Below are 11,641 nucleotides of genomic sequence, written 5' to 3' on the forward strand. Positions count from 1 at the left end.
GGGGCAGGGCCCTTTTCACGGAGGCTTTGCGCCACCGATACGGCCGAAGTCCGTCCGAAGTACGGACAAGCGGCTTTTGTACGGCAGACTTGGCAGCCGGGAACCGAAGCGAAGGATGGTTATGCCGACCACACCAGCCACTGCGGCGAACAGCGCACAGAACGGATCGGCGGGCGCCGACGCCCCAGAGATCCTCCTCGAACTGGTCGACGAGAGCGGCAACACCATCGGCACCGCGGAGAAGCTCTCCGCCCACCAGCCCCCCGGGCAGTTGCACCGCGCGTTCTCCGTCTTCCTCTTCGACGAGACGGGGCGGCTGCTGCTCCAGCAGCGCGCGCTGGGCAAGTACCACTCCCCCGGCGTGTGGTCCAACACCTGCTGCGGCCACCCTTATCCGGACGAGGGCCCCTTCGCGGCGGCCGCCCGGCGTACGCACGAGGAGCTGGGGGTCTCCCCGACGCTGCTCGCGGAGGCGGGAACGGTCCGCTACAACCACCCGGACCCGGCATCCGGTCTGGTCGAGCAGGAGTTCAACCACCTCTTCGTCGGGCTGGTGCAGTCGTCGCTGCGGCCGGACCCGGAGGAGGTCGGGGACACCGCGTTCGTGACGCCCCAGGAGTTGGCGGAGCAGCACGCGAAGGACCCGTTCTCGGCGTGGTTCATGACGGTGCTGGACGCGGCGCGGCCCGCGATCAGGGAACTGACGGGGGACGCGGCGGGCTGGTAGGCCCCCGGTCCCGACCGCTAGTGCGCGGTGAGCGGCAGGGCGGCCCAGATGACCTTGCCGCCGCTCGCGGTGTGCTCGACGTCGCAGACGCCGCCGGATTCGGCGGCGATCTCCCGTACGAGCAGCAGTCCGCGCCCGCCGGTCTGCGCGTAGTCCGTCTCCAGCGGTTTGGGGCGGTAGGGGTGGCTGTCCTCGACGGACACCCGTATCCACTCGGCGCCGACGGCCACCTCCACGGCCAGCTCCGGGGAGAGCAGGGCCGCGTGCTTGACGGAGTTGGTGACCAGTTCGGAGACGATCAGCAGGAGTCCCTGCACCAGGTCCTCCGACGCGGGCACGCGCTGGCGTCGGATCAGGTCGCGCACCGCGTGCCGGGCCTGGGGTACGGAGATGTCGACGGCCGGGGCGGTGAACCGCCAGACGCCCTCGTAGGCCCGTGGGGGTTCCGCGGAGTCCACGGACCCGTTCCCCGGCGGGGCGCCCACGGCCCCGTCCGGGGGTGGGGCGCTCCCACGGCTCTCCATCATCGGGCACCCGCCCTCGCGCTCGGTCGTGACCACGGTTCGAGTGTTCGGGGCACAACGGTCCGGACCAACGCACTGATCACAAGTTGACGGAAATCGACCGATGACGACCGGGATTGCAACCGTTCGCGACGGTTGCCGTCCGGTTGACCGTCAGTTCGTTGACCGGCCCTGATCTTCCGGTTTGTTGAGGTCGGCCCTTTCCGGCTGGTCCGGGGTCTGCTCCGCCGGCTCGGGAGCGGGGGTCGCGCGCCGGCCCTCGGGGGTTTCGGGCGTCTCGGTCGTCTCGGGCGTCTCGGGTCGCATCGCCTCCGAGGCCATCTCCATGACCCGGCGACCGCCCATGCCGATGGAGACCAGGCCCAGCCCGTCGAAGAACAGGGCCAGCGAGAAGAACGTACCGAGGACGTACAGGCTGGAGTGCGGCCAGTCGAAGAGCACCAGGATGCCGAGCAGCAGGCCGAACGCACCCTGGACGAGGGTCCACCCGAACTGCGGACCGCGCACCACCACGCTGCCGACCACCCGGAAGAGGCCACCGGTGAGGAAGAGCAGGGCGGCGAACATGGTGAGGGCTTCCGCGGTCACGACGGGGTGGCGGATGACGACGACGCCCGCGGCGATGTTGAGGGCGGCGACGACGACGCCGAGCCAGAAGAAGCTGGTGCCGCGTGACTGGACGGACTGGAGCAGGCCGACGAGTCCGCCGACCAGCAGCAGCCAGCCGAAGAGGACCATCGAGGTGAGGGTGGCGAAGCCGGTGTAGAACAGCCCGACCAGGCCGCCGATGACCAGCAGGATGCCCAGGAACGCCAGCCAGCCGAAGTTCCGGCTCAGTTTCTTGCTCTCGCGGGTCGGTTGCACCATGTGAGCACTCCTCGGTCGGCCCCCGTGCCTGCCTCGGCCCCCCGATGCCCCCGATCATAGGTTCGGAAGGGGCGGATAGCATCCGGCCCATGGATCCGCTTTCCCGGGTGACCTGCTCCGTCACCGACTCCGTCGCCACGGTGGTGCTTAGCAATCCCGCCAAACGCAATGCGATGACCGCCGGGATGTGGCGCGAGCTGCCGGAACTGCTGGGGAGGCTGGCCGTCGACCCCGAGGTGCGGGCGTTGGTCCTTGTGGGTGAGGGGGAGACCTTCTGCGCCGGGGCGGACATTTCTTCCCTGCGCGACCCCGGGGATACGGGAGGGACTCCGCAGGAGCTGGCGGTGCGGGCCGAGGAGGCGCTCGCCGCGTTTGCGAAACCGACGCTGGCGGCGGTACGGGGGTACTGCGTGGGCGGCGGGAGCCAGCTCGCGGCGGCCTGCGATCTGCGGTTCGCGCAGGAGGGGGCGCTCTTCGGAGTGACTCCGGCGAAGCTGGGGATCGTCTACCCCTCGTCGTCGACGCGGCGGCTGGCGGCTCTGGTGGGCCCGGCGGCCACGAAGTACCTGTTGTTCTCCGGGGAGTTGATCGACACGGAGCGGGCGCTGCGCACGGGGCTGGTGGACGAGGTGCTGCCGGAGGGGCAACTCGCCAAGCGGGTTGCCGAGTTCACGCGCGTACTGGTGTCGCGGTCGCAGCTCACGCAGGCGGCGGCGAAGGAGTTCGCGGACGGGCGCACCGACCGGGACGACCACTGGGCGGAGCAGGCGCGCGGAAGCGGCGACACCGCCGAGGGGGTCGCCGCCTTCCTGGAGCGCCGGGCGCCGGACTTCACCTGGAACGCGTGACGCCTGTCTGACGTTCCATCAGACCTTCAGCTCACCGAGGCAGTACGCGACCACCTCGGCCGGGGCCTTGTCCGGTGATCCGGCGTCGTAGGGCGGCTGCGGGTCGTACTCGGTCATGAGCTGGATGACCTGCGCGACCATGTCCCCCTGGATCTTCCCGACCAGGGTCAGGCCCATGTCGATGCCGGAGGAGACGCCTGCGGCGGTGACGTACTTGCCGTCGAAGACGACCCGTTCCCCCGTCGGGCGGGCTCCCAGCCCCTCCAGGGTGTCCATCGCCAACCAGTGGGTGGTGGCCCGGCGGCCGTGGAGGAGGCCCGCCGCGGCGAGGGCCAACGAGCCCGTGCAGACGGAGGTGGTCCAGGTGGTGGTGGGGTCGACGGCCCGGAGCCAGTCCAGGAGCGCCGTGTTCTCGGTCTGGTTCGTCGCGTCGGGGCCGCCAGGGACGATGACGATGTCGGGGCGGGTGACCTCGGCGAAGGAACGGGTGGCGACGATGCACAGGTCGCCCCGGTCGTTGCGGACGGGGCCGGCCTGCTCGGCGACGAGGACGGTCTCCGCACCGGGCAGGTTGCCGAGTGTCTCGTAGGGGCCGATGGCGTCGAGGGCGGTGAAGTTCTCGTACAGGGCGATGGCGATCTGCATGGGAATGCCTTTCCGGGCGGGGTTTTTGACGGTGTGTGAGTTCAGTCGGCGGGCGTTGCCGTACGGAAGCGGCGACGGTATTCGGCGGGGGCCGTGCCGAGTGCTTTGACGAAGGCGCGGCGCATGGCCTCGGGCGTGCCGTAGCCGCTGGCCCGGGACACGCACTCGACGCCCTCGGGGCCGTCCTCCAGGAGGCGGCGGGCGTGTTCGAGGCGTACGCGGTCGACGTAGCGGCCCGGGGTGGTCCCCGTTTCGGCGTGGAAGGCGCGGGCGAAGTGGCGGGGGGAGAGCTGGGCGCGGGCGGCGAGGGCTTCGACGGAGAGGTCGGCGGCGGGGTGTTCGGAGATGTACTGCTGGACGTCGCGCAGCGGTGCGCGTTGGGCGGTCTGGGCACAGAGCTGGGCGCTGAACTGGGCCTGGTTTCCCGGGCGTCGCAGGAAGACGACCAGGTGGCGGGCGACGGTGAGGGCGACGTCGCGGCCGTGGTCCTCCTCGACGAGGGCGAGGGCGAGGTCGATTCCGGCGGTGACCCCGGCGGAGGTGGCGAGGCGGCCCTCGCGGACGTAGACGGCGTCGGGGTCGACGTGGACGGCGGGATAGGTGCGGGCGAGGTGGTCGGCGACGTGCCAGTGGGTGGCGACGCGGTGGCCGTCGAGGAGCCCCGCCTCGGCGAGGTAGAGGGCGCCGCTGCACACGGAGACGAGGCGGTCGGCGTGGGGGGCGTTGGTCCGGAGCCAGGTGGTGAGGCGCGGGTCGAGGGTCTTGGTGGCGGGTCCGCCGGGGACGAGGAGGGTGAGGTGGGTGGGGGTTTCGGGGGTTTCGGGGGTTTCGGGAATGGCCTCTTCGAGGGCGGGGGCGAGGGGGCTCAGGGGGGCGTCGGGAAGGAGGGTGAGGTGGCTGCTGGTTCGGACGGGGTGGCCGTCGACGGAGGCGGTGAGGATTTCGTAGGGGGTGCCCGTCGCCTCCGCCGCGCCTGCGAAGACCTCCACAGGACCCGTCACGTCCAGGCTCTGCACTCCGTCGAAGAGGACGACCAGTACGCGTCGGTGCAGGTGCGGCATGGGCCGGTTCCCCCTCCGTGGTGGGTGTCGGTGTCGGTTTCGGTGTCGCTGACTTCATGGTTCGACACCCGAGGGCATGGCCGCAATGACGAGCTCCCCACCTTTTCTGCCATCGGGGCCCGCCCTACCCTCCGTACTAAGCAGTCGGTAACGTGCAGGCATGACGACTTCCTCGCTGCCCGCGCGTGCCGGGCGCCGCTGCCACAATCCCCTCAACTCGCTCCATTCCACGGTGTACTTCTCGCCGGAGTACGCCAAGGAGCTCACCGCGATCGGCATCGTGGACGACGAGGCTCCGTTCATGGTCGGCCGGGCCGCCGCCCTGGGGAAGGTCGGTCCCGGTGTGATCACCGCGGCCTTCTACAACTACAACTACGACCTGATCGCCAAGGTCGTCCCGGCCGTGTGGGAGATCGCGTCGCCCGAGGCCGTGCTCGGGGCGCGGATGCGGGCCGCGGACGCGGCGCTGCGGCGGCTGCTCGGGGACGACGTCATCGGGTCGCCCGAGATCGTGGAGGCGGCGGCGCTGGCGCGGCGGGCGGCGGAGGCGTGCACCCGGCACGCCCGGCCGCTGTACGCGGCCCACGCCGACCTGCCGTACCCCGAGGAGCCGCACCTCGTGCTCTGGCACGCGGCGACCCTGTTGCGCGAGCACCGGGGCGACGGCCACCTGACCGCTCTGCTGAACGCCGGTCTCGACCCGGTGGAGGCGCTGGTCAGCCACACCGCGACGGGGCGGGGCATGAACCCGCGCTGGGTGGTGCGGACGCGCGGCTGGTCGCGGGCCGACTGGGACGCCGCCGCCGACCGGCTGCGGGGGCGCGGGCTGCTGGACGCCGAGGGCGAGTTGACGGAGGCGGGCACGAAGCTGCGGGCCGACGTCGAGGACGCGACCGACCGGCTCGACCTCGCCCCGTACGAACACCTGGGTGCGGAGGGCGTGGAGCGGCTCACGGAACTGGGGCGCGGCTTCCTGTTGACGGCCGCCGCCGCGGGGGCCTTCCCGGAGACGCTGCTCGGGAAGGGCTGAGGGCCGTCTCCGCTCCCGGTGCGTTCCCGGCGCGCTTCCGACGCGTTTACGGGGCGGGCTCGCGGCTACCCGGACGGGGAACGTCCGTACGACAGAGGAGGCCCCGTGTTCCGAGCCATTGCCGATGCCCTGCGCACCGTGGGCGGGGCGATAGCCACCGTCGTGACGCTGCCCTTCCGGCTGCTCGCCAAGCTGTTCGGCGGGGCCTCCGGGGGTGGGCGCAGGACCCGCCGGGTGTGAGCCCGTGAACGGCTTGTCGGTGCCGCACGGCAGAATGCAGGTGCACCCTCGGTGACGCAGCCGTGAGGTGCACCATGCACTGCCCGCAGGAGAAGGCGAGTCGGTAACACCGTGACGACGTCCATCGAAAGCATCGAAAGCAGGATCGCCGGGGAACTCGGCGTCAAGGAGCGCCAGGTCAAGGCCGCCGTCGAGCTGCTCGACGGCGGCTCGACCGTGCCGTTCATCGCGCGCTACCGCAAGGAAGCGACCGAGATGCTCGACGATGCGCAGCTGCGCACGTTGGAGGAGCGGCTGCGGTATCTGCGCGAGCTGGAGGACCGCCGGTCGGCGATCCTCGATTCCGTACGGGAGCAGGGCAAGCTGGACGCCGCCCTGGAGGCGCGGATCCTGGCCGCCGAGACCAAGGCCCGGCTGGAGGACATCTACCTCCCCTTCAAGCCCAAGCGCCGTACGAAGGCGCAGATCGCCCGGGAGGCGGGGCTGGCTCCGCTGGCGGAGGGGCTGCTCGGTGACCCGTCGGTCGACCCGGCCGTGGCGGCTGCCGCGTTCGTGGACGCGGACAAGGGGGTCGCCGACGCCGCCGCCGCACTGGAAGGCGCCCGGTCGATCCTGACCGAGAAGTTCTCGGAGGACGCTGACCTGATCGGCGAGGTCCGCGAGCGGATGTGGACGCGTGGGCGCCTCGCCGCGAAGGTACGGGAGGGCAAGGAGGAGGCGGGCGCGAAGTTCGCCGACTACTTCGACTTCGCGGAACCGTTCACCGCGCTGCCCTCGCACCGGGTGCTGGCGATGCTGCGCGGCGAGAAGGAGGACGTACTCGATCTGGTGCTGGAGCCGGAGGAGCCGGGCGAGGCTCCGGGTCCGAGTGCGTACGAGGGCATGATCGCCCGGCGGTTCGGGATCTCCGACCGGGGGCGGCCCGGCGACAAGTGGCTTCTGGACACGGTGCGTTGGGCGTGGCGGACCAGGGTGCTGGTGCACCTGGGGATCGACCTGCGGCTGCGGCTGCGTACGGCGGCCGAGGACGAGGCGGTACGGGTCTTCGCGGCGAACCTGCGCGACCTGCTGCTCGCGGCACCGGCCGGGACGCGGGCGACGCTGGGGCTCGACCCCGGGTTCCGTACGGGCGTGAAGGTCGCGGTGGTGGACGCGACGGGCAAGGTCGTCGCCACGGACGTCATTCATCCGCACGTGCCCGCCAACCGGTGGGACGAGGCGCTCGGGAAGCTGGCGCGGCTGGCGAAGGAGCACGCGGTCGACCTGATCGCGATCGGGAACGGGACGGCTTCGCGGGAGACCGACAAGCTGGCCGGTGAACTGATCGCGAAGCATCCTGAGTTGAAGCTGACGAAGGTGATGGTGTCGGAGGCGGGAGCTTCCGTCTATTCGGCTTCTGCTTTTGCTTCGCAGGAATTGCCGGACATGGACGTTTCGCTGCGCGGGGCTGTTTCCATCGCGCGGCGGCTTCAGGATCCGCTGGCGGAACTGGTGAAGATCGACCCGAAGTCCATCGGGGTCGGGCAGTACCAGCACGACCTGTCGGAAGTGAAGTTGTCGCGGTCGCTGGACGCGGTGGTCGAGGACTGTGTGAATGGGGTGGGGGTGGATGTCAATACGGCGTCCGCGCCGCTGCTTTCGCGGGTTTCGGGCATCGGGTCGGGGCTCGCGGAGAACATCGTCGCGCACCGGGACGCGAACGGTCCTTTCCGCTCGCGGAAGGCGCTGAAGGACGTGGCACGGCTCGGGCCCAAGGCGTACGAGCAGTGTGCGGGGTTCCTGCGCATCCGGGGCGGCGAGGACCCGCTGGACGCGTCGAGCGTGCACCCGGAGGCGTATCCGGTGGTGCGCGCCATGACGAAGGCCTCGGGGGTGGAGTCCCTGGTGGGGAATGTGGCCGTGGTGCGGGGGCTTCGGCCGGACGCGTTCGTGAACGAGAAGTTCGGGCTGCCGACGGTGTCCGACATTCTGCGGGAGCTGGAGAAGCCGGGGCGCGACCCTCGGCCTGCTTTCAAGACGGCCACCTTCAAGGAGGGCGTCGAGAAGCTCGGCGATCTGGTGCCGGGAATGGTGCTGGAGGGAGTCGTCACGAATGTGGCGGCGTTCGGAGCGTTCGTGGATGTCGGGGTGCACCAGGATGGGTTGGTGCACGTTTCGGCGTTGTCGAAGAACTTCGTGAAGGACCCTCGGGATGTGGTGAAGTCGGGGGACGTGGTGCGGGTGAAGGTGATGGAGGTCGATATTCCGCGAAAGCGGATTTCGCTGACGCTGAGGTTGGAGGACGAGGTGGGGGGTTCGGCCTCGTCGTCCCGCTCCTCCGGGGGTACGGAGGGGAGGGCCCCGCAGCAGCGGCGGGGTGAGGCCGGCGGTGGCGGTTCCCGTGCCGGTGGCGGTGGGCGTGGGCAGGGGCGGGGCCAGGGCGGCGCCGCGCGGCAGGGTGGCCAGAGCGGCGGGCGGCCTTCGTCGGCTCCGGCACCTGCGAACAGCGCGATGGCCGATGCCTTGAGGAAGGCGGGGCTGGTGGATCGGGGCAAGCGGGGCTGAGGGCTCCGGAGCGGGAGGCGGTTTCGCTGCGCGGGGCGGGCTGGGTTGGTCTTCAGGCCGCCTGCGGCGGGTTCCCTTCCCGCCCCGTGCCCCTGGATGGCCCCCTGCGGGGACATCCAGGGGCACCCTCGGGTTATGCCTCGGTGACCTTGCCCTCTGTCACCTGTACCCGGCGGGTGACGTGGACCGCGTCCAGCATGCGGCGGTCGTGGGTGACCAGGAGGAGGGTTCCCTCGTAGGAGTCGAGGGCGGACTCCAGTTGTTCGATGGCGGGGAGGTCCAGGTGGTTGGTCGGCTCGTCCAGGACCAGGAGGTTCACGCCTCGGCCCTGGAGGAGGGCGAGGGCCGCGCGGGTGCGTTCGCCCGGGGAGAGGGTGGTGGCGGGGCGCCTCACGTGGTCGGCCTTGAGGCCGAACTTGGCGAGGAGCGTACGGACTTCGGCCGGTTCCGTGTCGGGGACTGCGGCGGAGAAGGCGTCCAGGAGGGTCTCCGCCCCGTAGAAGAGGCCGCGGGCCTGGTCGACCTCGCCGACGACGACGCCCGGGCCGAGAGTGGAGTCCCCCGAGTCGAGGGGGAGACGGCCGAGCATGGCGGCCAACAGGGTTGACTTTCCGGAGCCGTTGGCGCCCGTGATGGCGACGCGGTCGGCCCAGTCGATCTGGAGGGAGACCGGGCCGAAGGTGAAGTCGCCCCGTTGGACGGTGGCGTGACGCATCGTCGAGACGACGGCTCCGGAGCGGGGGGCCGAGGCGATCTCCATGCGCAGCTCCCACTCCTTGCGGGGCTCTTCGACCACGTCGAGGCGCTCGATCATGCGCTGCGTCTGGCGGGCCTTCGCGGCCTGCTTCTCGCTCGACTCGCTGCGCATGTTGCGGCCGAGCTTGTCGCCGTCGGTGGACTTGCGGCGCGCGTTGCGCACACCCTTGTCCATCCAGCCGCGCTGCATCTGCGCCCGGCCCTCCAGCGCCGCCTTCTTGTCGGCGAACTCGTCGTACTCCTCGCGGGCGTGACGGCGGGCGGTGTCCCGCTCCTCCAGGTACGCGTCGTAGCCGCCGCCGTACAGCTTGATCTGCTGCTGGGCGAGGTCGAGTTCGAGGACCTTGGTGACCGTGCGGGTGAGGAACTCGCGGTCGTGGGAGATCACGACGGTGCCCGCGCGCAGGCCCTTCACGAAGGACTCCAGACGGTCGAGGCCGTCCAGGTCGAGGTCGTTCGTGGGCTCGTCGAGGAGGAAGACGTCGTACCGGGAGAGGAGTAGCGAGGCGAGGCCAGCGCGGGCGGCCTGGCCGCCGGAGAGGCCGGTCATGGGCTGGTCGAGGCCGATGGTCAGGCCGAGGGTCGCCGCGACCTCCTCGGCGCGCTCGTCGAGGTCGGCGCCGCCGAGGTCGAGCCAGCGGTCGAGGCCGGTCGCGTACGCGTCGTCCGCGCCGGGGGCACCGTCGACGAGGGCCTGCGTCGCGGTGTCCAGGGCGAGCTGGGCCGCGGCCACTCCGGTGCGGCGGGCGAGGAAGTCCCGTACCGTCTCGCCCTCGCGGCGCTCGGGCTCCTGCGGGAGGTGGCCGACCGTGGCGGTGGGCGGGGAGAGGCGGAGCTCACCGCCCTCCGGGGTGTCCAGGCCAGCGAGGAGGCGGAGGAGGGTGGACTTGCCCGCACCGTTGACTCCGACGAGACCGATCACGTCGCCGGGGGCGATGACCAGGTCGAGGCCGGAGAAGAGGGTGCGGTCGCCGTGGCCGGCGGCGAGGTCTTTGGCGACGAGGGTTGCAGTCATGAGGTGGCTGATCCTAATCGAGGCGGGGGGTGGCTTTCTGGGGGGTCGGCGCAGGTGGGGCGGGGCGGGGCCTTTGCGAGGGGTGCGGCCGGTGCCGGGGTGGGGCGGGGGTGCTCCGGGGTGGGCCCGGAGCGAGGGGGCCGCCCCCTTGCCCGCCCGTTCCGCCCCCGGGGGGCGGCCCCGCCGCCCAAGGGGGCGGGGCAAGGCGGAGCCCAAGGGGGCTAGGCGGAAGCGGAGCCCCAGGGGCTAGCGGTAGCGGAAGGGGGTGCCGCCCGAGGGGGAAGCCGCTGGAGGGGTCAGCGGGCCATGGGGGTGACCAGGACTGCGCCCATGGTGCGGGCCACGATGTACGACTGGCCGCGGGTGGCCTTTCCGTCCAGGGGGATGCGGTGCCTGCCCGCTTCCAGGAGTCCCTCGAAGACCACCTGGGCGTGCGTACGGTGCAGGCGGTCCTGGCGGTAGGCGTAGAGCTGGACGCGGCAGGTCGAGGTGACCTCGACGCCTGCTTCGTCGTCCGCGGCGACCAGGCGGGTCAGGCGGCGCTGTTCGGGCGGACTCGGGTCCAGGGCGTGTTCGATCTGGGCGACGAGGACGGGGATTATCGGGGCCAGGCCGTCGAGGTAGGTGGGTTCGACGCCTGCTCGGGCGAAGGCGGCCCGGACGGCTTCCTTCTGGTGTTCGGCGATGGTGCGGCCGAAGACGACCGTGCCGTAGGTGCGGATCTCGTCCGGGGGAACGCGGTCGGCGTCCTCGGCGATCTCCGCGCCGATGTTGATCGTACGGAGTGCTGCGGCCAGCTTGGCGAGGACGGCGACCCGGTTGCCGATGAGGAGGACGCGGCGGCGGAGGAGGGGTTCGGTGGGGTCGGCTCCGGCCGGTGCGTCGGGTGCGTCGGGTGGGAGGAGGCGGGAGAGTTCGGTGCGGTACTGGACGGCGTCGAAGCGGTACGGGCCGATGCCGTGGTAGCCGTCACGGTCGAGGTCGACCGTCTCCGTGGTCTGCCAGGCGAAGTCGCGCCAGACGACGTCGGAGCCCTGCTGCTCTATGACGGCGGTGACCGCTCCGCATTCGAGGCCCTCGCACTCGGGGCAGCCGTAGATCACGTACCGGTTGTCCGGGAGTGGGGGTGCGGCCTCCAGGAGGAGTCTGCGGACGTGCGTGACGAAGATCGCGGGCGGGACGTCGGAGGCGAGGGGGGAGACGGCGTCGAGGTCCGAGAGCTGGTGGAGGAGGGGGTGGCCGTCGACGACGAAGTCCATGAAGTCGCGGTGGAGTTGGTAGACCCCGTTGGTCAGGACTCCCCCGGCTCGGATGGCCGGGGCCAGTCCGAAGGTCGCGTGCGCGGCAGGCATGAGGTGAGTATTCCCCGTGGCGGGGTGGTTGT

Annotated in this window: 11 protein-coding genes; 5 read left to right on the forward strand and 6 right to left on the reverse strand. The window is 71.3% G+C overall.

The window, feature by feature from the left end:
• Positions 1-121 precede the first annotated feature (121 nt).
• Entirely contained in the window at positions 122-727 is a 606-nt protein-coding gene (idi, locus tag OG897_RS15665) for an isopentenyl-diphosphate Delta-isomerase (protein WP_266657239.1), read from the forward strand.
• A gap of 17 nt (positions 728-744) precedes the next feature.
• Here idi and OG897_RS15670 read toward each other — a convergent pair whose 3' ends face one another.
• Together OG897_RS15670 and OG897_RS15675 are read right to left on the reverse strand one after the other, a co-directional pair.
• Positions 745-1,287 (reverse strand): ATP-binding protein, encoded by a 543-nt coding sequence (locus OG897_RS15670; protein ID WP_266657240.1) that lies wholly within the window; start codon positions 1,285-1,287, stop codon positions 745-747.
• Between the two features lie 117 nt (positions 1,288-1,404).
• Positions 1,405-2,118 (reverse strand): HdeD family acid-resistance protein, encoded by a 714-nt coding sequence (locus OG897_RS15675; RefSeq protein WP_266657241.1) that lies wholly within the window; start codon positions 2,116-2,118, stop codon positions 1,405-1,407.
• 89 nt (positions 2,119-2,207) lie between these two features.
• Here OG897_RS15675 and OG897_RS15680 point away from each other — a divergent pair, with 89 nt between their 5' ends.
• Positions 2,208-2,966: an enoyl-CoA hydratase/isomerase family protein gene (locus tag OG897_RS15680; RefSeq protein ID WP_266657243.1), complete on the forward strand. Its 759-nt coding sequence runs from the start codon at positions 2,208-2,210 to the stop codon at positions 2,964-2,966.
• A gap of 18 nt (positions 2,967-2,984) precedes the next feature.
• Here the strand turns inward: OG897_RS15680 and OG897_RS15685 are convergent, their stop codons facing one another.
• A complete protein-coding gene (locus OG897_RS15685) occupies positions 2,985-3,611 on the reverse strand; it encodes a DJ-1/PfpI family protein (RefSeq protein ID WP_266657245.1) in 627 nt (208 codons plus the stop codon).
• Between the two features lie 41 nt (positions 3,612-3,652).
• The gene (locus OG897_RS15690; RefSeq protein ID WP_266657247.1) at positions 3,653-4,672 is read right to left on the reverse strand and encodes a GlxA family transcriptional regulator; all 1,020 of its coding nucleotides are present in this window, start codon (positions 4,670-4,672) and stop codon (positions 3,653-3,655) included.
• 160 nt (positions 4,673-4,832) lie between these two features.
• On the opposite strand from OG897_RS15690, the gene OG897_RS15695 reads away from it, so the two are divergent.
• The 3 genes from OG897_RS15695 to OG897_RS15705 all read left to right on the forward strand — a co-directional run bounded on the left by OG897_RS15695 (position 4,833) and on the right by OG897_RS15705 (position 8,486).
• A complete protein-coding gene (locus tag OG897_RS15695; RefSeq protein ID WP_266657249.1) occupies positions 4,833-5,702 on the forward strand; it encodes a hypothetical protein in 870 nt (289 codons plus the stop codon).
• Between the two features lie 105 nt (positions 5,703-5,807).
• Complete coding sequence (locus tag OG897_RS15700; protein WP_266657251.1) at positions 5,808-5,942, forward strand: LPFR motif small protein; 135 nt, start codon at positions 5,808-5,810, stop codon at positions 5,940-5,942.
• Between the two features lie 111 nt (positions 5,943-6,053).
• Positions 6,054-8,486, forward strand: coding sequence for a Tex family protein (locus tag OG897_RS15705; RefSeq protein ID WP_266657253.1), 2,433 nt, complete (start codon positions 6,054-6,056; stop codon positions 8,484-8,486).
• A 133-nt stretch (positions 8,487-8,619) separates the two neighbouring features.
• Here the strand turns inward: OG897_RS15705 and OG897_RS15710 are convergent, their stop codons facing one another.
• Together OG897_RS15710 and OG897_RS15715 are read right to left on the reverse strand one after the other, a co-directional pair.
• On the reverse strand, positions 8,620-10,257 hold the full coding sequence (locus OG897_RS15710; RefSeq protein ID WP_266657255.1) for an ABC-F family ATP-binding cassette domain-containing protein: 1,638 nt from the start codon (positions 10,255-10,257) through the stop codon (positions 8,620-8,622).
• A gap of 296 nt (positions 10,258-10,553) precedes the next feature.
• The gene (locus OG897_RS15715; RefSeq protein WP_266657257.1) at positions 10,554-11,609 is read right to left on the reverse strand and encodes an oxidoreductase; all 1,056 of its coding nucleotides are present in this window, start codon (positions 11,607-11,609) and stop codon (positions 10,554-10,556) included.
• Positions 11,610-11,641: the final 32 nt, after the last annotated feature.

Source organism: Streptomyces sp. NBC_00237 (genome assembly GCF_026342435.1).
Taxonomy (GTDB): domain Bacteria; phylum Actinomycetota; class Actinomycetes; order Streptomycetales; family Streptomycetaceae; genus Streptomyces.

Excerpts from the sequence above, each read along its gene's own strand:
- OG897_RS15685 (WP_266657245.1), bottom strand. The coding sequence starts at position 3,611 with ATGCAGATCGCCATCGCCCTGTACGAGAACTTCACCGCCCTCGACGCC.
- OG897_RS15680 (WP_266657243.1), top strand. The coding sequence starts at position 2,208 with ATGGATCCGCTTTCCCGGGTGACCTGCTCCGTCACCGACTCCGTCGCC.
- OG897_RS15710 (WP_266657255.1), bottom strand. The coding sequence starts at position 10,257 with ATGACTGCAACCCTCGTCGCCAAAGACCTCGCCGCCGGCCACGGCGAC.
- OG897_RS15715 (WP_266657257.1), bottom strand. The coding sequence starts at position 11,609 with ATGCCTGCCGCGCACGCGACCTTCGGACTGGCCCCGGCCATCCGAGCC.
- OG897_RS15690 (WP_266657247.1), bottom strand. The coding sequence starts at position 4,672 with ATGCCGCACCTGCACCGACGCGTACTGGTCGTCCTCTTCGACGGAGTG.
- OG897_RS15675 (WP_266657241.1), bottom strand. The coding sequence starts at position 2,118 with ATGGTGCAACCGACCCGCGAGAGCAAGAAACTGAGCCGGAACTTCGGC.
- OG897_RS15695 (WP_266657249.1), top strand. The coding sequence starts at position 4,833 with ATGACGACTTCCTCGCTGCCCGCGCGTGCCGGGCGCCGCTGCCACAAT.
- idi (WP_266657239.1), top strand. The coding sequence starts at position 122 with ATGCCGACCACACCAGCCACTGCGGCGAACAGCGCACAGAACGGATCG.